The following is a 20,880-nucleotide window of genomic DNA, read 5'->3' as shown; positions in this document are numbered from 1 at the left end:
CCTGGCGCCAGGGGCGCTGACGCCGCTCGCGGTGGAGGACCTGTCGATGTTCGGCACCGATCCCTGGTGGCTGGTCGCCATCAAGGCGGTCTTCTGCTTCGCCTTCCTGATGGTGACGGTGCTCTTCTCCATCGTGTGGGAGCGCAAGGTCGTCGCCTGGATGCAGCTGCGCATCGGCCCGAACCGACACGGCCCCTGGGGCATGCTCCAGTCGCTCGCGGACGGCATCAAGCTGATGCTCAAGGAAGACGTGATCGTCAAGCGCGCGGACAAGGCCGTCTACATCCTCGCGCCGATCGTCGCGGCCATCCCGGCGTTCATGGCGATCGCGGTGATCCCCTTCGGCCCGTCCGGCAACGAGATCTCGATCTTCGGGCACCGCACCGCGATGCAGCTCACCGACCTGCCGATCGCGATGCTCTACATCCTCGCGGTCGCCTCCGTCGGCATCTACGGCATCGTGCTGGCGGGCTGGAGCTCCGGATCGACGTATCCGCTGCTCGGCGGCCTGCGCTCCTGCGCGCAGATGATCTCGTACGAGATCGCGATGGGCGCCGCGTTCGCCTCGGTGTTCCTGTACTCCGGGTCGATGTCGACCTCGGCGATCGTCGAGTCGCAGCACGACCGCTGGTACGTCCTGCTGCTGCCGGTGTCGTTCCTCGTCTACATCGTCACGATGGTCGGCGAGACCAACCGCGCGCCGTTCGACATGCCGGAGTCCGAGGGCGACCTGGTGGGCGGCTTCAACACCGAGTACTCGTCGATCAAGTTCGCGATGTTCATGCTCGCCGAGTACGTGAACATGGTGACGGTCTCGGCCGTGTCGGCGACGCTCTTCCTCGGCGGCTGGCGGGCGCCCTGGCCGATCAGCACCTTCTGGGAGGGTGCGAACCACGGCTGGTGGCCGATGCTCTGGTTCGTCATCAAGGTCCAGCTGCTGCTGTTCTTCTTCATCTGGCTGCGCGGCACCCTGCCGCGCGTCCGCTACGACCAGCTGATGAAGCTCGGCTGGAAGGTCCTCATCCCCGTCTCCGTCGTCTGGCTGATGCTCGTCGCGACCGTACGGGCGCTGCGGAACGAGAACTACGCCGTCGGCGACATCGCGCTCTACGTCGCCGGAGGCGTCCTCGCCGTCCTGCTGCTGTCCTTCGTCGTCGACATGTTCCGCGGCAGGCAGCCCGCCGAGGAGGCACCTGCGAAGCCCGCGGCCTTCGACCCGATGGCGGGCGGGTTCCCCGTGCCGCCGCTGCCGGGGCAGACCCTGCCGCCGGTGCCGAGGCGGCGCCCGCGGCGGGAGCGGGAGCTCATTGTCAGTGGCGGCCCGGATACTCCAAGTGACGGACCTGCGGATGGAAAGGAGGCGTCCGATGGCTGAGCAGTCCAACGAGCCCGGGAAGTCCGGCGAGACGGATCAAGGGTTCCAGAACCCGGTGGCCGGCTTCGGCGTGACCTTCAAGGCCATGTTCAAGAAGCGGCTCACCGAGCAGTATCCGGAGCAGAAGAAGACCACCGCTCCCCGCTTCCACGGACGGCACCAGCTCAACCGCCATCCGGACGGCCTGGAGAAGTGCGTCGGCTGCGAGCTCTGCGCCTGGGCCTGTCCCGCGGACGCCATCTACGTGGAGGGCGCGGACAACACCGACGAGGAGCGCTACTCGCCCGGCGAGCGGTACGGCCGCGTCTACCAGATCAACTACGCCCGCTGCATCTTCTGCGGCCTGTGCATCGAGGCGTGCCCCACGCGCGCGCTGACGATGACCAACGAGTTCGAGCTGGCCGACTCCAGCCGCGAGAACCTCATCTACACCAAGGAGCAGCTGCTCGCCGGCCTCACGGAGGGCATGGTCGACTCGCCGCACGCGATCTACCCCGGCACGGACGAGCAGGACTACTACCGGGGCCTGGTGACGGAGGCGGCGCCGGGCACGGTCCGGCAGGTCGCGGTCTCCAAGGGCGAACGTCCGGAAGAGGAAGGGGCGGACACATGAGCCAGCTCGCCGCCTACACCACATCGACCGGTGAGGCGTTCCAGTTCTGGGTGCTCGGCACGGTCGCCGTGATCGGCGCCCTGGGCACCGTGTTCATGAAGAAGGCCGTGCACAGCGCGCTGAGCCTGGCCGGGACCATGATCGTTCTGGCGGTCTTCTACCTGGCCAACGGTGCGTACTTCCTCGGCATCGTGCAGATCGTCGTCTACACCGGCGCGATCATGATGCTGTTCCTCTTCGTGGTCATGCTCGTCGGTGTCACGGCCGCGGACTCGCTGAAGGAGACCATCAAGGGCCAGCGCTGGCTGGCCGCCCTCTGCGGCGTCGGATTCGCGGTGCTGCTGCTCGCCGGCATCGCAAACGCCTCGCTGAAGGAGTTCAACGGCCTCGGACAGGCCAACTCCGGTGGGAACGTGCAGGGCCTCGCGGAGCTCATGTTCACCAAGTACGTCTTCGCCTTCGAGGTCACCGGCGCGCTGCTGATCACCGCCGCGGTCGGCGCGATGGTGCTCACGCACCGCGAGCGCACCGAGCGCGCCAGGACCCAGCGCGAGCTGTCCGAGCAGCGCGTGCGCGAGGGCAAGCACGTGCCGCCGCTGCCCGCCCCCGGCGTCTACGCCCGACACAACGCGGTGGACATCGCGGGCCTCCTCCCGGACGGCACGCCCTCCGAGCTCACCGTCAACAAGACGCTGCGCTCGCGAGGCCAGATCCGCGACGTGTCCAGCGAGGCGCTGAACGATCTGAAGGCGCTCGAGCAGCGCGCGAAGGACCGCCTTGAACGGCCGCGGCCCGAGGAGGCATCGAAGTGAATCCGGTCAACTACCTTTATCTGGCCGCTCTGCTGTTCGCCATCGGCGCCACCGGCGTGCTCATCAGGCGGAACGCGATCGTCGTGTTCATGTGCATCGAGCTCATGCTCAATGCCTGCAACCTCGCGTTCGTCACCTTCTCCCGTATGCACGGCAATCTCGACGGCCAGATCATCGCCTTCTTCACGATGGTCGTCGCCGCCGCGGAGGTCGTGGTCGGGCTCGCGATCATCGTGTCGCTGTTCCGTTCCCGCCACTCGGCCTCGGTCGACGACGCCAGCCTGATGAAGCTGTAAGGGGTCGCAGACTCGTGGAGAACCTGATTGCGCTGCTGGTAGCGGCGCCACTGCTCGGAGCGGCCGTCCTGCTGTGCGGCGGCCGCCGCCTGGACCGTGTGGGCCACTGGCTCGGCACGGTGCTCGCGGCCGTCTCCTTCGTCATCGGCCTCTTGCTCTTCGCCGACATGCTGGGCAAGGGGGCCGAGGAGCGGACGCTCACCCAGCACCTGTTCAGCTGGATCCCGGTCGGCGGCTTCCAGGCGGACGTCTCCTTCCGGCTCGACCAGCTGTCGATGACGTTCGTGCTGCTGATCACCGGCGTCGGCTCGCTCATCCACCTGTACTCGATCGGGTACATGGAGCACGACGAGCGCCGCCGCCGCTTCTTCGGCTATCTGAACCTGTTCCTCGCGGCGATGCTGCTGCTCGTCCTCGCCGACAACTACCTTCTGCTGTACGTGGGCTGGGAGGGCGTCGGCCTCGCCTCGTACCTGCTGATCGGCTTCTGGCAGCACAAGCCCAGCGCCGCCACCGCCGCGAAGAAGGCCTTCCTGGTCAACCGCGTCGGCGACATGGGCCTGTCCATCGCGATCATGCTGATGTTCACCACGTTCGGCACCTTCGCCTTCGGGCCGGTCCTCGGTTCCACGGGCAAGACCAGCGAGGGCACCCTCACCGCGATCGCGCTGATGCTGCTGCTCGCCGCGTGCGGCAAGTCCGCGCAGGTGCCGCTGCAGTCCTGGCTCGGGGACGCGATGGAGGGCCCGACCCCGGTCTCGGCCCTGATCCACGCGGCCACCATGGTGACGGCGGGCGTGTATCTGATCACCCGGTCCGGCGCGATCTTCAACGCCGCTCCGGACGCGCAGCTGGCGGTCGTGGTGGTCGGCGCGGTCACGCTCCTCTTCGGTGCGATCGTCGGTTGCGCGAAGGACGACATCAAGAAGGCCCTGGCCGGCTCGACGATGTCGCAGATCGGCTACATGGTCCTGGCCGCCGGCCTCGGCCCCGTCGGCTACGCCTTCGCGATCATGCACCTGGTGACGCACGGCTTCTTCAAGGCCGGACTGTTCCTCGGCGCCGGCTCGGTCATGCACGGCATGAACGACGAGGTCGACATGAGGAAGTACGGCGGCCTGCGGAAGTACATGCCGGTCACCTTCGTCACCTTCGGTCTCGGTTACCTCGCGATCATCGGTCTGCCGCCGTTCTCGGGCTTCTGGTCCAAGGACAAGATCATCGAAGCCGCCTTCGCGCAGCAGAGCGATCTGCGGTCCTGGATCTTCGGTGGCGTCGCGCTGCTGGGCGCGGGCATCACCGCGTACTACATGACGCGCGTGATGATCATGACCTTCTTCGGTGAGAAGCGCTGGCAGCCGGCCCCCGACCCGGACAAGGCGCCGAGTGTCGAGCCCGGCATCGAGGTGCACCCCGGCGAGCTGCCGCACCCGCACGAGTCACCCAGGTCCATGACGATCCCGATGATCGTGCTGGCCTTCGGGTCGGTCTTCGCGGGCGCGTTCTTCGGCATCGGTGAGCGGTTCGTGCACTGGCTGGAGCCGGTGACCTCGTTCGAGGAACCGCACCCGGTCGTCGGCGTGCCAGTCATCACGACCGCCACGATGGTGGTGCTGCTGCTCGGCGTGGGCCTCGCCTATCTCCAGTACGGGCGCCGGCCGGTCCCCGTCGTCGCCCCGAGCGGCTCGCTCCTCACCCGGGCCGCCCGGCGCGATCTCCTCCAGGACGACTTCAACCACGTCGTGCTGGTCCGCGGCGGCGAGCACCTCACGCGCTCCCTGGTGTACCTCGACCACTCGCTGGTCGACGGAGTCGTCAACGGCACGGCGGCCTCGGTCGGCGGGCTGTCCGGGCGGCTGCGCAAGCTCCAGAACGGCTACGCACGCAGTTACGCGGTCTCGATGTTCGGCGGTGCGGCGCTCCTCGTCGCCGCGACCCTGCTGATGAGGGCGGTCTGATACCGATGTCCTTTCCTCTGCTGACAGCGACGGCGGCGCTCCCGGCGGTCGGTGCGATCGCCACGGCCGCCGTCCCGGCCGCCCGGCGGACCGCCGCCAAGTGGCTCGCGCTGCTGGTCTCGCTGGCCACGCTGGTGCTGGCCATGGCCGTGCTCGTGCGCTTCGAGCCCGGCGGCGCCCGCTACCAGATGACGGAATCGCACGCCTGGATCAAGGACTTCGGCGTGCGGTACGAGCTGGGGGTCGACGGCATCGCAGTGGCGCTCATCGCGCTGACCGCCGTACTGATCCCGTTCATCATCCTGGCGGGCTGGCACGACGCCGACCCCCTGGAGACCAAGTCGAGCAGATGGCGGCCGACGCAGGGCTTCTTCGCCCTGATCCTCGGCGTCGAGGCGATGGTGATCCTCTGCTTCGAGGCCACCGACGTCTTCCTCTTCTACATCTTCTTCGAAGCCATGCTCATCCCGATGTACTTCCTCATCGGCGGCTTCGGAGACCGGGCACACGAGCACGGGGACACGGCCGCCGCCACCCAGCGCTCGTATGCGGCCGTGAAGTTCCTCCTCTACAACCTGGTCGGCGGCCTGATCATGCTGGCCGCGGTCATCGGGCTGTACGTGGTGGCGGGGAACTTCTCGCTCCAGGAGATCGCCCAGGCCCGCGCGAACGGCACGCTCGACATGTCGACCAGCACGGAACGGCTGCTGTTCCTCGGCTTCTTCTTCGCCTTCGCGGTGAAGGCGCCGCTGTGGCCGCTGCACACCTGGCTGCCGAACGCCATGGGTGAGGCAACCGCCCCGGTCGCCGTCCTCATCACGGCGGTCGTCGACAAGGTCGGCACGTTCGCGATGCTCCGCTTCTGCCTCCAGCTCTTCCCGGAGGCCAGCAAGTGGGCGACCCCGGTGATCCTGGTGCTGGCCCTGATCAGCATCGTGTACGGCGCGCTGCTGGCCGTGGGCCAGCGCGACATCAAGCGCCTGGTGGCCTATGCGTCGATCTCGCACTTCGGCTTCATCATCATGGGCATCTTCGCGATGACCAGCCAGGGCCAGTCCGGCGCGACGCTCTACATGGTCAACCACGGGATCTCGACCGCCGCACTGATGCTGGTGGCCGGCTTCCTGATCTCGCGGCGCGGTTCGCGGCTCATCGCGGACTACGGAGGCGTGCAGAAGGTCGCCCCGGTGCTCGCCGGCACGTTCCTGATCGGCAGCCTGGCGACCCTGTCCCTGCCCGGCCTCGCCCCCTTCGTGAGTGAATTCCTCGTCCTGGTCGGCACATTCACCCGCTACCCGGTGATCGGCATCATCGCCACCTTCGGCATCGTGCTCGCCGCGCTCTACACGCTCGTCCTCTACCAGCGGACGATGACGGGCCCGGTGAAGCCGGAGGTCTCGGCGATGCCCGATCTCAGGTTGCGCGAACTCGTGGTGGTCGTCCCGCTGGTCGCGTTGCTGATCTTCCTGGGCGTCTATCCGAAGCCGGTCACCGACATCGTCAACCCTGCGGTCGGGCACACCCTGTCCGACGTACAGAAGCAGGACCCCAAGCCCGAGGTGGAGGCGGCCAAGTGAGCGCATCAGCCGTCCACAGCCTGTGGACAACCGCGGCGGAGCCGATCAGCAAGATCGACGCGCCGAAGATCGAGTACGGGCAGCTGTCGCCCACCCTGATCGTCCTGGGCGCGGCGATCGTCGGGGTGCTCGTCGAGGCCTTCGTGCCCCGCAAGCAGCGCTACTACGTCCAGGTGTTCACGTCCGTCGTCGCGCTCGCAGCCGCTTTCGCCGCCGTCGTCGGGCTGGCGGCCGGCGGATACGGCACCACGAAGGCGCGGATCTCGGCGATGGGCGCGATCGCCGTCGACGGGCCCGCACTGTTCCTGCAGGGCACCATTCTCCTGGCCGGCCTGGTCGCCGTGTTCACCTTCGCCGAGCGGCGGCTGGACCCGGCGGCGCACGGCAACCGTGTCGACTCGTTCGCCGCGCAGGCCGCGTCCGTGCCCGGCAGCGACAGCGAGAAGGCCGCGGTGAAGGCGGGATTCACCACCACCGAGGTGTTCCCGCTGGTCCTGTTCGCGATCGGCGGCATGCTGATCTTCCCGGCGGCGAACGACCTCCTGACGCTGTTCGTCGCCCTGGAGGTCTTCTCGCTGCCGCTCTACCTCCTGTGCGCCCTGGCCCGGCGCAAGCGGCTCGTATCGCAGGAAGCCGCCGTCAAGTACTTCCTGCTGGGCGCCTTCGCCTCCGCCTTCACCCTGTTCGGCATCGCCCTGCTGTACGGCTACGCGGGCTCCGTGTCGTACGCGACGATCTCGCAGGTCGTGGACGGCACCATCCAGAACGTCAACCCCGCGCTCGCCGACACCATGGGCAATGACGCGCTGCTGCTCATCGGTGCCGCGCTCCTGGTGATGGGCCTGCTGTTCAAGGTGGGCGCCGTGCCGTTCCACATGTGGACGCCCGACGTGTACCAGGGAGCGCCGACACCGGTCACGGGCTTCATGGCGGCCGCGACGAAGGTGGCCGCGTTCGGCGCCCTGCTGCGTGTGCTGTACGTCGTCCTGCCGGGTCTGCGCTGGGACTGGCGGCCGGTGATGTGGGGCGTCGCCATCGTCACCATGCTGGGCGGAGCGATCGTCGCGATCACGCAGACCGACATGAAGCGGCTCCTGGCGTACTCGTCGATCGCGCACGCGGGCTTCATCCTGGCGGGTGTCATCGCCATGACTCCGGACGGCGTCTCGTCCGTGCTGTTCTATCTGGCGGCGTACTCGTTCGTGACGATCGGCGCCTTCGCGGTCGTCACGCTGGTGCGGGACGCGGGCGGCGAGGCCACACACCTGTCCAAGTGGGCGGGTCTCGGCCGGCGTTCTCCGCTGGTCGCGGCGGTCTTCGCGGTGTTCCTGCTGGCCTTCGCCGGCATTCCGCTGACGTCCGGCTTCGCCGGGAAGTTCGCCGTGTTCAAGGCGGCAGCGGAAGGCGGAGCGGCGCCCCTGGTCGTGATCGGTGTGATCTCGTCGGCGATCGCGGCGTTCTTCTACATCCGCGTGATCGTGCTGATGTTCTTCAGTGAGCCGAACCCGGAGGGGCCGACGGTGGCCGTCCCGTCGCCGCTGACGATGACGGCGATCGGGCTGGGGGTCGTGGTCACGCTGGTGCTCGGTGTCGCGCCGCAGTACTTCCTGGATCTGGCGGGGCAAGCCGGGGTGTTTGTGCGCTGAGGTTGCCGGGCTGTCGGGCCGGAGGCCGGGCTTCTTCTCAGGTGCCGGGCGGGCTGAGGTATTCGGCCCGCCCGGTGTTTGTTTCGAGCCCGTGCGGTGCTTGTTTTCAGCCTTTCCGGCGTTTGAGGACGAGCCCGAAGGGCGATCTCGGGGGTCTGGGGGCGGAGCCCCCAGTTTCGGGAAGGGGCGGGATTGGGGGAAAGCCCCGCAGGGCGCCCGCTCCGGGATTGCCGGGCACTCCCCAGCCTGTGGATAACTCTTCGGGTGTCGGCGCCGCCCCCTATGGTGGCTGTGGTGGTCGAGGGACGACACACGGGGGGCACGGCAATGATTGCGATGGGCGGAACAGGCGTGATGGCCGAAGCGGAGACGGGCGCGGAGCTGAGCGCAGCGCCAGGCGCGGCGCCGGAGGACGGCTTCGCGGCGCCGGAGGACGGCTTCGCGGAGCCAGCGAGCGCCTCGGCCGGTACCACGGGACTGGCTGAGAGCGACGCACTCGGCACACTCCGCCGAGTCTTCGGCTACGAAGCCTTCCGCGGCGAGCAGCAGGCGATCATCGACCACGTGGTGGCGGGCGGCGACGCGGTCGTGCTCATGCCCACAGGCGGTGGAAAGTCCCTGTGCTACCAGATCCCGGCGCTGGTCCGCCCCGGCACCGGAATCGTCGTATCGCCGCTGATCGCACTCATGCAGGACCAGGTCGACGCGCTGCGGGCGCTCGGCGTCCGGGCCGGGTTCATCAACTCCACGCAGGACTTCGACGAGCGGCGCATGGTCGAGGCGGAGTTCATCGCGGGGGAGCTGGACCTGCTCTATCTGGCTCCGGAGCGGCTGCGCCTGGACGCCACCCTCGAGCTGCTCTCCCGCGCCAAGATCTCCGTCTTCGCGATCGACGAGGCGCACTGCGTGGCGCAGTGGGGACACGACTTCCGGCCGGACTATCTGGCGCTCTCGGTGCTGGGCGAGCGCTGGCCGGACGTGCCGAGGATGGCCCTGACGGCGACCGCGACGCGGGCCACGCACCAGGAGATCACCCAGCGCCTCGATCTGCGGAACGCCCGCCACTTCGAGGCGAGCTTCGACCGGCCCAACATCCAGTACCGCATCGTGCCGAAGGACGACCCGAAGCGGCAGCTGCTGGCCTTCCTCCGCGAGGAGCACACGGGAGACGCCGGCATCGTCTACTGCCTCTCGCGCAACTCGGTGGAGAAGACGGCGGAGTTCCTGTGCCGCAACGGCATCGAGGCCGTGCCGTACCACGCGGGCCTGGACGCGGGCACGCGCGCCGCCCACCAGTCCCGCTTCCTGCGCGAAGAGGGCCTCGTGGTGGTGGCGACGATCGCCTTCGGCATGGGCATCGACAAGCCGGATGTCCGGTTCGTCGCCCATCTCGACCTGCCGAAGTCCGTCGAGGGCTACTACCAGGAGACCGGCCGCGCGGGCCGCGACGGCCTGCCCTCCACGGCCTGGATGGCGTACGGCCTGCAGGACGTCGTCCAGCAGCGCAAGCTGATCCAGAGCGGCGAGGGCGACGAGGCCTTCCGCCGGCGGGCGGCCTCCCACCTCGACGCGATGCTCGCCCTGTGCGAGTCCGCCGACTGCCGTCGCGGCCGGCTGCTGACGTACTTCGGCCAGGAACCCGGAGCCCCGGCGTGCGGCAACTGCGACACCTGCCTCACGCCGCCCGAGACCTGGGACGGCACGGTCCCGGCGCAGAAGGTGCTCTCCACGGTGGTGCGGCTGCAGCGGGAGCGCGGCCAGAAGTTCGGCACGGGGCAGATCGTCGACATCCTGCTGGGCCGCCGGACCGCCAAGATCATCCAGTTCGACCACGACCAGCTGTCGGTCTTCGGCATCGGAGAGGAGCTCTCGGAGGCTGAATGGCGCGGAGTGGTGCGCCAGTTGCTGGCACAGGACCTGCTGGCCGTCGAAGGTGAGTACGGGACGCTGGTGCTGACCGGCACAAGCGGGACGGTGCTGCGACGCGAGCGCGAAGTGCCGCTGCGCAAGGAGCCGAAGAAGCCGGCCGCGTCCCGGTCGGCGTCGTCGTCCGCGAAGGGGGAACGCAAGGCGAAGGCGGCCGCTGCGGATCTGCCCGAGGAGCTCGTGCCCGTCTTCGAGGCCCTGCGTTCCTGGCGGGCCGAACAGGCCCGCGAGCAGGGCGTTCCGGCTTACGTCATCTTCCACGACGCCACGCTCAGGGAGATCGCCGCGGTTCGCCCGGGCTCGGTGGCCGAGCTGGGCGGCATCAGCGGGGTCGGCGAGAAGAAGCTGGCGACGTACGGGGAGGGGGTGCTCGGGGTGCTGGCTTCCCTGGGGGCCCCGGACGGGGCTCCCGGAGGAGCCCCGGACCGGGAGGACCCGGACTGGCCGGAGGAGCTGACGACGGAGCCGGAGCCGGACGACTGGATATAACTGTCCGTCGGCCACCGCTGACCCCCGCGACGTCGGGCACCCTGTCCGCCCCCTGGCCCGCCCCGGCATCGGGCACCCCAAGGGACAATGCCACCGCTGAAGCGCCCGCGCAGCGTACGCCCTGACGTCCGCGTCGGAGTCCGCCGTCGCGGTGGCGAGGGCGGCCCGGACGCAGGATTTCAGAGGCCCGTCGCGCCAGTGCTTCCCGAGGCCCGTCGGCAGGTCCGTGTCAGGCGGTGCCCGCCGCGCCGGGTACGACCCGTCCGGTGACATCCCCGAGGCCCACCTTCGTCCCGCCCGGTCCCGGTGCCCACGCCGACAGGGTCACCACGTCGCCGTCCTCGAGGAACGTCCGCTTGCCATCGGGGAGGTCGAGGGCGTCGCGGCCGTTCCAGGTGAGCTCGAGCAGCGAGCCGCGCTCGTGCTCACCGGGGCCGCTGACGGTGCCCGAAGCGTAGAGATCGCCCGTGCGCAGCGAGGCGCCGTTGACCGTCATATGGGCCAGCTGCTGCGCCGCCGTCCAGTACATCGTGGAGAAGGGAGGCCGGGAGACCACATGGCCGTTGATCGCGACGGAGATGCGCAGGTCGTAGCCGCCGGGTTCGTCCGCCGCCGGCTCCGCCGAGTCGTCGAGATAGGGAAGGAGCGGGTGTGTGCGCTCCGGCGGTGGCACGCGTGCCGCGTCCAGCGCCTCCAGGGGCGTGATCCATGCCGACACCGACGTGGCGAAGGACTTGCCGAGGAAGGGGCCGAGCGGCACGGTCTCCCAGGCCTGCAGGTCCCGGGCCGACCAGTCGTTGAGCAGGCACAGCCCGAAGACGTGCTCCCGGAAGTCCGGCAGCGCGACCGGTGTGCCCATGGCCGACGGCACGCCCACCACGAACCCGACCTCGGCCTCGATGTCGAGGCGTACCGAAGGGCCGAAGACGGGTGCGGGATCCGCCGGAGTCCTCCGCTGGCCGCAGGGCCGTACCACATCCGTTCCGGACACCACAACGGTGCCGGATCGGCCGTGGTAACCGATCGGAAGGTGCTTCCAGTTGGGGGTGAGCGGGTCTGCGGCCTCGGGGCGGAAGATCCGGCCCGCGTTACGGGCGTGGTGCTCGGAGGAGTAGAAGTCGACGTAGTCCGCCACCTCGAAGGGGAGGTGCAGTGTGACCTCGGACAGCGGGTGCAGGAGCGGCTCGACGACGTCCCGGTGGGCGGGCACCGTCACCCAGGCGGTGAGCGCGCGCCGCACGTCGCTCCAGGCGGTGCGGCCCGCCGCCAGCAGCGGATTGAGCGCCGGCTGCGCGAGCAGCGAGGCATACGGCGAGCCGAGCGCGGCGGCCACCGCCCCCGCGTCCAGCACGAACTCCCCGAGCCGTACGCCGACCCGCCGCTCCGCGGAGCCGTGCACGGGCCGGGAGAACACGCCGTACGGGAGGTTGTGCGGGCCGAAGGGATCGCCCTCGGTGAGGTCGAGCGGGCCGGCCGGCCCGAGGGGGTGGACCTGGTCGGCCGGGTCGAGAGCGTCGCGCGGGTCGAGAGGATCGAGCGGGTTCTGCTCGGGCATCTGTTCCTGCCTCGCTTTCCGTGTGGTTGTGGCTCACGTTACGGGGGAGTTGCGGGCGATGGGCAGTGTCTAAAGAGTTCGCAATGTCCGGATAGATATTGCTGGAGTGTTCAATTCCGGCTTAGCGTCCTTTGGGGACGCGGACTGGGTGGGGTCCGGTCCGTAGGGGGGACACGTGGGGGGACCCGTGGCCAGGAGCGCCAGCGGCGTGCCGTTCGCAGCCGACCGGGAAGTGCCGGGCCTGATCGTGAAGTTCGGCCACTATCCGCTGCACCACGGCGGGGTGGGAGCCATACGCAGCCTGGGGCGCCTCGGCGTGCCCATGTATGCGATCACGGAGGACCGTTACACACCCGCGGCGGCCTCGCGCTATCTGCGGCGCGCCTTCGTCTGGCCGACCACCGGAACGGAGGAACCGGAGCGGCTGGTCGAGGGACTGCTGCGCATCGGCCGCCGCATCGGTCGGCCGACCGTGCTCATTCCGACCGACGAGGAAGCGGCGGTGCTCATCGCCGAGCACCAGGAGGAGCTCGGCGGCGGCAGCGCGGGACCCGGGGGAGCCGGGGCGTCCGGCGGGTCATCGGGATCCAGCGGGTTCGGCGGGTTCGGGGGGTTTCTCTTCCCGCGTGTGGACCCCGCACTGCCGCGGCGCCTCGCCAGCAAGCAGGGGCTGCACGAGCTGTGCGTCGAGCATGGCATCCCGAGCCCTGCTGCCGTGTTCCCCGAGTCGCAGGCGGACATCGAGAAGTTCGCCGCCGAGGCGCGTTTCCCGGTGATCGCCAAGAACCGCGAGGCTTTCGTGCGCCGCAGACGGCCGGCGGTGAACGGGACCACGCGCATCGCGAGCCGCGAGGCACTGCTCGCGCTCGCCCGCGACTGGGGAGAGCAGCCCGGGGTGATCCTTCAGGAGTACCTGCCGAGAGAGGAGGCCGAGGACTGGATCGTCCACGCGTACTTCGACGAGGAGTCGACGCCGCTCGCGATGTTCACCGGTGTCAAGGTCCGCTCCTGGCCGCCGCACGCGGGCATGACCGCGCAGGCCTTCGTGGTCGACAACCCGGAACTCGCGGACATCGCCGCGCGCTTCGTCAAGCGGATCGGCTTCACCGGCATCGTCGACCTCGATCTGCGCTTCGACCGCCGCGACGGGCAGTACAAGCTGCTCGACTTCAACCCGCGCATGGGCGCGCAGTTCCGGCTCTTCGAGAGCGAGTCGGGCGTCGACGTCGTCCGTGCCATGCATCTGCACCTGACCGGCCGGGCGGTTCCGGAGGGGGAACAGCGCGCCGGCCACCGCTACCTCGTGGAGAACATCGACCTGCCCGCCCTCATCGCGTACCGCCGCAGCGGCTACACGACACCGCACGCCCCCGCCCGCGCGAGCGGCACGGAGCTGGCGTGGCTCGCGGGCGACGACATGCGTCCGTTCTTCACGATGCTGGCCCGGTTCGTGGGACCGGGGGCCAGACATCTGTACCAGCTGTGGCGGACCGGCCGCCGCTCCGGCACGTGACCAAGGCCGCCGCCGCTCCGGCACATGACCAAGGACGCCGACGCTCCAGCACATGACCAAGGGCCAAGGCGCCGAGAACGGCGAGCGGATCAGCGAAGTAGGCGTGACGCGAAGCAAGTGACGTCCTGGGGAGGGGACTTCGTGAACGTGAACCATCCTGTAGCAGTCATCGGTGCGGGACCCTTCGGTCTGTCCACCGCCGCCCATCTGCGGGCGCGCGGCATTCCGGTGCGGGTCTTCGGCGAGCCCATGGTGAGCTGGCGTGCCCACATGCCCGCGGGGATGCTGCTGAAGTCGACCCCCGCGGCGTCGAACATCGACGCACCACAGCGCGGCCACACCCTCGGCGACTACTGCGCCGCGGCCGGGATACGGCGCCTGGTCACCGACGAGGACATCATCCCCGTCGAGACGTTCGTGGCGTACGGGGAGTGGTTCCAGCAGAAGCTCGTGCCGGATCTGGAGCAGGTGCGGGTCGTCTCGGTCGACCGCCGCGGCGCCGCGGGTTTCGAACTGAAGCTGGACTCCGGAGAGCAGTTCACGGCGCGCGCGGTGGTCGTCGCGACCGGCCTGTCCGGACTCTCGTACCTGCCGCAGGAGCTCGGCGCTGCCGCCCCCGACGGACCGGCGCCGACAGCCGCGGTCTCGCACAGCTCGCAGCACCACGACCTGACGCGGTTCGCGGGCCAGGACCTGATCGTCGTCGGCGCGGGCCAGTCCGCTCTGGAGACGGCGGCGCTCGCCGCGGAGGCCGGGGCGCGGGTACGGGTGGTGGCGCGCGGCAAGGGGGCGGTGGCGTTCGGCGCGGCGCCGTGGGAGCAGCCGAAGCTGCGCCCGGAGTCGCCGTTCGGCCGTGCCTGGTCGCTGTACGCGCTCAGCTACTACCCCCACCCGTACCGCTATCTGCCCGCGGCGACACGCCACTACCTGGTGCGCCGGATCCTCGGGCCGCTCGGTGCCTGGTGGCTGCGCGAGCGGTTCGAGGGCGCGGTGAAGGTGCGCGAGGTGAGCCGGATCGTACGGGCCGGAGCGCCGGTCGGCCGCCCGATGCTCGCCGTCCAGACCCTCGGCGGCCGCACCGAGGAGCTCTCCGCGGACCATGTGATAGCCGCGACCGGCTACCGCGTCGACATCGCCGCGATGGACTTCCTGGGGCACGAGCTGCGTACGCAATTGGCGGTGAGCCGTGGCACGCCGAGGCTGGGCGCGGGGTACCGGTCCTCGGTGCCGGGCCTGTACTTCACGGGTCTTCCGGCGGCGGCGTCGTACGGGCCGGTCATGCGGTTCGTGTGCGGGACGGAGTTCGCGTCTCCGCGGCTGGCCAGGCACTTGGCGGCGGCGCACGGCTGAATCCCAGGGCGGGGCGGGGCGGGCCGAGACCGGCTCGCCCACCCCAGCCCGCCCCGCACGGCTCGCCCGAGCCGACCGCGCCCCGCCTGGTTCAGCCGCGGCTCTCGAAGGTTTCCCGGCTCAGGAACACCAGCTGCGCCCGCTTCTCCGGCAGGTCGATCTGGGGCCCGCGTACGAAGCCCTGCCTGACCAGGCGTTCGATGGCCTTGTCGTTGCGGGCGTCGGGTTCGGCCACGATCCGCCGCCGGCCCGGCACCGACAGCACGAAGGCGAGGAAGACGGAGAGGAGGGTGCCGGTGAAGCCTGGTTCCTGGGTACCGCCCGGGGGACCCACCATCAGATGTATGCCGAAGTCGCCGGGCTGGACGTCGTAGCACTCGCCGACCGGGTCGGACTCCGGTTCGTACGTCTGGAAGAGCGCGACCGGCTTGCCGTCCCGGTGGATCAGGTACGCGTGGTGCGTGGCGAGGGAGTCCAGGTACGCGTAGATCTCCAGGACGCGCTCCCGGCCGATGTCGCGCATGCCCCAGAAACGGGCGCGCTCCTCGGAGACCCAGGCGTGGATCAGGTCGATGTCGCCGGCGGGATCCACCGGGACGACACGGACCGTGCCGAAGCCGCCGACCGTCTCTTCGTACACGGCTTCCCGGGGACCGGCGTGGGACTCGGTAAGGGCATCAGCGGTCTCAGCGGTCTCAGCGGTCTCAGCGGTCTCAAGGGGCTGAAGGGGCTGGAGGGGCTGAAGGGACGGTGTCTCAGAGGTCATGGCTCTCCTCGGTCAGAAGGTTCCAGTCGGTGGTCACGGGGGCGAGTTCGCCGTGGAGCCACAGCGGCAGCTGGTCGCGGTGGTGGGTGTCACCGGGCACGCCGGAGGCTCCGAACGGGACCACCCAGAGGCTGTCCTCGCGGCGCTCGAGGTCCCAGACGTAGCGCGCGGCGGGGCCGCGCGCGCTGTGGTCCGTGACGCCCGGAACGCTCGAGGTGGACAGCACGCAGTCGTGGTCGCCTGACAGTCCCGGCCACTGCTCGTCCGGCACGTCGGGCAGGGCCTGCCAGGGAGCGAGCCGGTGCACCTCGCCCCACGGCAGCGGTTCGCCTCCGCCGGCGGCCACGTCCTCCAGGGCCGCTCGGACGAGGTCGGCCCTCAGCCGGCCGGTCCCGTCGACGCCGGGGATCTCACGGCACGTCAGCAGCGCTTCGAGCGCGTAGGCGACCCGCGGTACCAGCGCGAGCCACGGCTGGAAGATCGCGGGATACGGAGGGGGCTCGCTCAGACCGGACAGGGCCGGATGAGCCGCCAGCCGCCGTACCACCGCCGCCCGCACGGCCGCGTATGCCGTCGCTTCGGTGCTCCCGGCATCCATCCGGCGGTCCCAGCGCAGCAGCCGATCCCGCAGCCGCTCGGCCTCAGGACTGAGCCCCACGAGCCCGCCCGGCCCTTCCGGACTGTCCACACAGTCCGGCCCGCCCAGCCCGCCCATTCCCTCGATGAGGTCGATGAGGGGCCGGGCGGAAGCCAGCTGGGTGTCGGTGTGGATGGCCGCCATGTCCTTGCCGGACCAGAACACCGACTCGTCCAGGAGCTCCCGGATGCGCCGCTGCCGGTGCGGTGGCGCGAACTCCACGCCGAGCGGCCCGGCGATGCCCCGCTGGTTCGCCATCACGGCGACAGCGTCGACGTCCTCGCGGGGCAGCTCGTGCCATCCGAGCCACTCGTGTCCGGGCTCCCAGGCGGACACGACACGCAGCATGTTGTCCCGGTGGCGGCGCGGCACCGCGCCGGCGACGCGGTGCAGCAGCCCGCCCTCGGTGTCCGCGGCCTGTACGACGTTGACGGGCTCCGCCCACTGGTCGAACGCCCGGTCCACGTCGGCCACGCTCCGGGCCCTCAGCAGCGCGGGCAGCGCCGCGAATCCCAGGTCCTCGCGTACGCGCGGCGGATAACGGAGGCTGATGGCCACCGATGCGTCCGGGCCGCCGATCACGACCGGACCGCGTTCGGTCTCGATCACCTCGACCTCGACGGGATCGGCCCCGGCGACCTCGATCGTCTCGAGGTGGGCCGAGGCGGGGCGCCAGCCGTCCGGTCCGAGCGCCTCGACGTCCCCTCCACCGTGCTGGTCTGCGTCCTGCCGGTCACCGCGGCGTCGGAGCTGCTCCCGGTAGAGGTCCTGGTAGTCGGCCATGGCGTTGGTGATCGCCCAGGCCACCTGCCCGGTGTGTCCGAAATGGCCGATGCCCGGGACGCCCGGTACGGCGAGGCCGACCACGTCGAACTCCGGGCATGCCAGGCGGATCTGCTGATAGACGCCCGGATCCTCGATGAACCGGTGCGGGTCGCCCGCGATGAGAGCGGCCCCGGTGGCGGTGCGGTCGCCCGCGACGAGCCAGCCGTTGCTCCCGGACGTGCCGGTCCCATCGGTGGCGAACAGCTCGATCGCCTCCGTGCCGAGACGGCGGACGACCTTCTCGCGCCACAGTTTGGTGGGGAAGCCCGCGAACAGGATGTGCGTGGACAGCCAGACACCGAGCGGCGTCCACGGCTGCCACCGGCCGGACGTCAGTCCGGTGGCCTCGAACTGCGGCGCCCGTCGCGCGCCCCGGCGCAGGCCGTCGTTGACCCCGTCGACGTAACTCCTGATCCATGCGGCGGTGTCGGCATCGAGCCGGTCGAGCCTGTCGAAGCAGCGCCTGGCGGTGTCGTCCAGCCGGGCCTGCCGGGCGAACCGGTCCCAGCCGACGGCCTCGGCGCCCAGGAAGGCGGCCGTCGTGCCCTGCGACCGGTGCCGCTCGACCTCGATCTGCCACGCCCGGTCCTCGGCGGCGTTCCGCCCCTGGGCGTAGGCGAGTTCGAGCGCGCTGCCGGCGCGCAGATGGGGTATCCCCCACGAGTCCCGGTAGACCTGGATGCTCACACCACTTCTCCATCCTTTTCGCCTCTGAGGGAGGCTGACCGTCGTACGGCAGAGCCGGGTGGATGTGGTCCTTCGAGCCGTGTGGGGCCGGCGAGCAGGCGCCGCCCACCGCGTTTACTTCGGTTAGGTTAACCTAACCTCACCCGACGTCCGGTGGCCCCCGGGTCGGTCGTACGCATCAGAGTCAGACGAGGTCAGACGGATCAGAGTCGGACGAATCGGAAGAGAAGACGCTGCCATGAATCGAGCCCGAAGCGCAGACCTGCTCCGCCGCGGCCCGTTCGGCATACCGTTCGGCATACAGCCGTGACGGCGGCCGCCGACACGGCCGCCGACGGGTCCACCGCAACCCCGTCCGACGCCCGGCTCCCCACACGGTGGCTGATCCTCGCGGTGATCTGCCTCGCCCAGCTCACGGTGGTGCTCGACAACACGGTCCTGAACGTCGCGATCCCCACCCTCAGCAGGGATCTCGACGCGACCACCGCCGACGTCCAGTGGGTCATCAACGCGTACTCCCTCGTCCAGGCCGGCCTGCTGCTCGCCGCGGGCAGCGCCTCCGACCGGTACGGCCGCAAGAGGCTGCTGCTCGCCGGACTCGCCCTGTTCGGTGTCGGATCGCTGGCGGCCGGACTCTCCCAGTCCAGCGGTCAGTTGATCGCCGCACGGGCGGGCATGGGAGTCGGCGGCGCACTGCTGCTGACCACCACGCTCGCCGTCGCTATACAGATATTCGACGCCGAGGAGCGTCCCAAGGCGATCGGTATCTGGGCCGCGGTGAACGCCCTCGGCTTCGCGGCCGGGCCCCCGATCGGCGGGCTGATGCTCGCCCACTTCTGGTGGGGTGCGATCTTCCTGATCAACATCCCGGTCGTGGTGCTCGCACTCGTCGCCGTCCGGGCCCTCGTACCCGAATCCAGGAACGCCGACGGTCATCGCCCTGACCTGCCCGGCGCGCTGCTGTCCACCCTCGGCATGGCCGCGGTCGTCTACGCCGTCATCTCGGGGCCCGACCACGGCTGGAGCTCCGGCCGGGTGCTGCTCACGGCCTCAGTCGGCGTGCTCGTGCTCGGCGCGTTCGCGCTGTGGGAGCGCCGCGTCCCGCACCCCATGCTGGACATGCAGTTCTTCCGCGACCGGCGCTTCGTCGGGGCGGTCGCGGGCGTGGTCCTCATCACCTTCGGCAGCGGCGGCACGCTCTATCTGCTCACGCAGCAGCTGCAGTTCGTCCGCGGGTACGCGCCGCTGGAGGCGGGACTGCGCATCGCGCCCTTCGCGCTCACGGTCGTCGCCCTCAACTCGGTGGGAATCTCGGCGCGGTTGATGCGTCGGCTCGGTCTGCCGCTGTCGATAGCCGTCGGCATGGCCCTGCTGGCGGCCGGTTTCATCATCGCCGCGCTGCCGTCCGCCGACGGCTACGGCGTGCTGCTGGTCGGCCTCGTCCTCATGGGCGCGGGCTGCGCGCTCGCCAACCCGGCCATCGTCGAGGCGGTCATGGGCGCCATCCCGCCGGAGAAGGCGGGGGCGGGCGCCGGGGTGGACGGCACCATGTCCGAACTCGGCACCAGCCTGGGCGTCGCCGTCCTGGGCGCCGTCATGAACTCCCGGTTCACCGCCCTCCTGCCGGTCGCCGTCGCAGGCGCGGGTTCCCTCCCGGCCGCCCTGGCCGCCGCCGGAACGGCCGCCGAACGCGGCGCCGTCATGGACGCCTTCACCTCGGGCATCGAGACCAGCCAGCTCGCGGGCGCGGCGGCGGTCCTCGTCGGAGGTTGCGTGACGGCGCTGCTGCTTCGGAGGGCGGAGCGGCCGGGGGCGGACGCCGGAAAGATACGTGACAGCAAGAGCCAGTGATGTGACGGAACTGAACCTCTGCATCCCGTGGGGCTGATGAGCCGATGGTCCGTATTCTCAGGATCATGGCCGCACCCACCGCACCCCCCGCATCCCTCATGTATTCACTTATCGCCACAGACCTGGACGGAACGCTGCTCCGCGGCGATGACACGCTCTCCGACCGGTCACGGGACGCGCTGGCGGAGGCGGTCGCCGCGGGCGCCCGGCATCTCGTGGTGACAGGACGCCCGGCGCCGCGCGTGCAGCCCCTGCTCGACGACCTCGGCTGCCATGGGCTGGCCGTCTGCGGCCAGGGAGCTCAGCTGTACGACGCCGGAGCGCACCGGATGGTCTGGTCGGTGACCCTGGACCGCGAACTGGCGGAGACGGCGCTCGGCAAGATCGAGGCGGAGGTCGGTGAGGTCTATGCGGCCGTGGACCAGGACGGAGTGGACGGCCTCACACTCATCGAGCCCGGCTACCGGATGCCGCACCCCCTGCTCCCGGCGGTACGTGTGGACCGGCGCGACGACCTGTGGACCGAGCCCATCAGCAAGGTGCTGCTGCGCCACCCGTGGCTCTCGGACGACGAGTTGGCGGCCGCGGCCCGGCAGGCCGTCGGCTCACTGGCCGCGGTGACGATGTCCGGTCCCGGCACCGTCGAGCTCCAGCCGTGCGGCATAAACAAGGCGACCGGCCTGGCGCTGGCGGCCGATCGCCTGGGCCTGGCCCCGTCCGGCACGATCGCGTTCGGTGACATGCCCAACGACATCCCCATGTTCCGCTGGGCCGCCCGCGGTGTCGCCATGGCCAATGCTCACACCGATCTCAAGGCGGTGGCCGACGAGGTGACCCTGTCGAACGAGGAGGACGGGATCGCGGTAGTGCTGGAGCGGTTGTTCGGCTGACTTATTGGGCAATGTCGCTCCCGTGACCTGCAAACAAGTTCGTCGACCGCCCGTACCTGCGTTGTGCAACTGCTCCTGTCCAGGCCGTCACCGAGGCAGTCGCAGAAACGTTAC

Annotated in this window: 15 protein-coding genes; 12 read left to right on the top strand and 3 right to left on the bottom strand. The window is 70.1% G+C overall.

What is annotated here, in order from left to right:
• Positions 1 to 16: 16 nt before the first annotated feature.
• The 8 genes from nuoH to recQ all read left to right on the top strand — a co-directional run bounded on the left by nuoH (position 17) and on the right by recQ (position 10,692).
• Positions 17 to 1,375 (top strand): NADH-quinone oxidoreductase subunit NuoH, encoded by a 1,359-nt coding sequence (gene nuoH, locus ACWD4J_RS23545; RefSeq protein ID WP_451397450.1) that lies wholly within the window; start codon positions 17 to 19, stop codon positions 1,373 to 1,375.
• Entirely contained in the window at positions 1,368 to 1,988 is a 621-nt protein-coding gene (gene nuoI, locus ACWD4J_RS23540) for an NADH-quinone oxidoreductase subunit NuoI (protein ID WP_451397389.1), read from the top strand. Before nuoH ends, nuoI begins: the two co-directional genes overlap by 8 nt.
• A complete protein-coding gene (locus tag ACWD4J_RS23535; RefSeq protein WP_451397388.1) occupies positions 1,985 to 2,800 on the top strand; it encodes an NADH-quinone oxidoreductase subunit J in 816 nt (271 codons plus the stop codon). The genes nuoI and ACWD4J_RS23535 overlap by 4 nt, the downstream gene beginning before the upstream one ends.
• A complete protein-coding gene (gene nuoK, locus ACWD4J_RS23530) occupies positions 2,797 to 3,096 on the top strand; it encodes an NADH-quinone oxidoreductase subunit NuoK (RefSeq protein WP_451397387.1) in 300 nt (99 codons plus the stop codon). Before ACWD4J_RS23535 ends, nuoK begins: the two co-directional genes overlap by 4 nt.
• A gap of 14 nt (positions 3,097 to 3,110) precedes the next feature.
• The gene (gene nuoL / locus ACWD4J_RS23525; RefSeq protein ID WP_451397386.1) at positions 3,111 to 5,054 is read left to right on the top strand and encodes an NADH-quinone oxidoreductase subunit L; all 1,944 of its coding nucleotides are present in this window, start codon (positions 3,111 to 3,113) and stop codon (positions 5,052 to 5,054) included.
• Between the two features lie 5 nt (positions 5,055 to 5,059).
• The gene (locus ACWD4J_RS23520) at positions 5,060 to 6,631 is read left to right on the top strand and encodes an NADH-quinone oxidoreductase subunit M (RefSeq protein ID WP_451397385.1); all 1,572 of its coding nucleotides are present in this window, start codon (positions 5,060 to 5,062) and stop codon (positions 6,629 to 6,631) included.
• Positions 6,628 to 8,277 carry an NADH-quinone oxidoreductase subunit NuoN gene (gene nuoN, locus ACWD4J_RS23515; protein ID WP_451397384.1) on the top strand — a complete coding sequence of 550 codons (1,650 nt, stop codon included), beginning with the start codon at positions 6,628 to 6,630 and terminating at the stop codon, positions 8,275 to 8,277. Before ACWD4J_RS23520 ends, nuoN begins: the two co-directional genes overlap by 4 nt.
• A 336-nt stretch (positions 8,278 to 8,613) precedes the next feature.
• Positions 8,614 to 10,692, top strand: coding sequence for a DNA helicase RecQ (recQ, locus tag ACWD4J_RS23510; protein WP_451397383.1), 2,079 nt, complete (start codon positions 8,614 to 8,616; stop codon positions 10,690 to 10,692).
• A gap of 229 nt (positions 10,693 to 10,921) precedes the next feature.
• Here the strand turns inward: recQ and fahA are convergent, their stop codons facing one another.
• Positions 10,922 to 12,247 (bottom strand): fumarylacetoacetase, encoded by a 1,326-nt coding sequence (gene fahA, locus ACWD4J_RS23505; RefSeq protein ID WP_451397382.1) that lies wholly within the window; start codon positions 12,245 to 12,247, stop codon positions 10,922 to 10,924.
• Positions 12,248 to 12,455: 208 nt separating this feature from the next.
• On the opposite strand from fahA, the gene ACWD4J_RS23500 reads away from it, so the two are divergent.
• A complete protein-coding gene (locus ACWD4J_RS23500) occupies positions 12,456 to 13,760 on the top strand; it encodes a carboxylate--amine ligase (protein ID WP_451397381.1) in 1,305 nt (434 codons plus the stop codon).
• A gap of 147 nt (positions 13,761 to 13,907) precedes the next feature.
• A complete protein-coding gene (locus ACWD4J_RS23495; RefSeq protein ID WP_451397380.1) occupies positions 13,908 to 15,110 on the top strand; it encodes an FAD-dependent oxidoreductase in 1,203 nt (400 codons plus the stop codon).
• Between the two features lie 91 nt (positions 15,111 to 15,201).
• On the opposite strand, the gene ACWD4J_RS23490 is transcribed toward ACWD4J_RS23495, so the two are convergent.
• Positions 15,202 to 15,876, bottom strand: a complete 675-nt coding sequence (locus ACWD4J_RS23490) for a GNAT family N-acetyltransferase (protein ID WP_451397379.1) — start codon at positions 15,874 to 15,876, stop codon at positions 15,202 to 15,204.
• Positions 15,866 to 18,025, bottom strand: coding sequence for a penicillin acylase family protein (locus ACWD4J_RS23485; protein ID WP_451397378.1), 2,160 nt, complete (start codon positions 18,023 to 18,025; stop codon positions 15,866 to 15,868). Before ACWD4J_RS23485 ends, ACWD4J_RS23490 begins: the two co-directional genes overlap by 11 nt.
• A gap of 306 nt (positions 18,026 to 18,331) precedes the next feature.
• On the opposite strand from ACWD4J_RS23485, the gene ACWD4J_RS23480 reads away from it, so the two are divergent.
• Both ACWD4J_RS23480 and ACWD4J_RS23475 read left to right on the top strand, forming a co-directional pair.
• On the top strand, positions 18,332 to 19,876 hold the full coding sequence (locus tag ACWD4J_RS23480) for an MFS transporter (protein WP_451397377.1): 1,545 nt from the start codon (positions 18,332 to 18,334) through the stop codon (positions 19,874 to 19,876).
• Positions 19,877 to 19,941: 65 nt separating this feature from the next.
• Positions 19,942 to 20,766 carry an HAD family hydrolase gene (locus ACWD4J_RS23475; RefSeq protein WP_451397376.1) on the top strand — a complete coding sequence of 275 codons (825 nt, stop codon included), beginning with the start codon at positions 19,942 to 19,944 and terminating at the stop codon, positions 20,764 to 20,766.
• The last annotated feature ends 114 nt before the right edge of the window (positions 20,767 to 20,880 follow it).

The organism is Streptomyces sp. NPDC002577, assembly GCF_053594815.1.
Note: the sequence above shows the minus strand (reverse complement) of the source record. Positions and strands in the feature narration are given on the sequence as shown.

What these genes read in the sequence shown, in the direction of transcription:
- nuoI (WP_451397389.1), top strand. Translation starts at nt 1,368, where the DNA reads ATGGCTGAGCAGTCCAACGAGCCCGGGAAGTCCGGCGAGACGGATCAA.
- ACWD4J_RS23535 (WP_451397388.1), top strand. Translation starts at nt 1,985, where the DNA reads ATGAGCCAGCTCGCCGCCTACACCACATCGACCGGTGAGGCGTTCCAG.
- ACWD4J_RS23520 (WP_451397385.1), top strand. Translation starts at nt 5,060, where the DNA reads ATGTCCTTTCCTCTGCTGACAGCGACGGCGGCGCTCCCGGCGGTCGGT.
- recQ (WP_451397383.1), top strand. Translation starts at nt 8,614, where the DNA reads ATGGGCGGAACAGGCGTGATGGCCGAAGCGGAGACGGGCGCGGAGCTG.
- fahA (WP_451397382.1), bottom strand. Translation starts at nt 12,247, where the DNA reads ATGCCCGAGCAGAACCCGCTCGATCCTCTCGACCCGCGCGACGCTCTC.
- ACWD4J_RS23490 (WP_451397379.1), bottom strand. Translation starts at nt 15,876, where the DNA reads ATGACCTCTGAGACACCGTCCCTTCAGCCCCTCCAGCCCCTTCAGCCC.
- ACWD4J_RS23475 (WP_451397376.1), top strand. Translation starts at nt 19,942, where the DNA reads ATGGCCGCACCCACCGCACCCCCCGCATCCCTCATGTATTCACTTATC.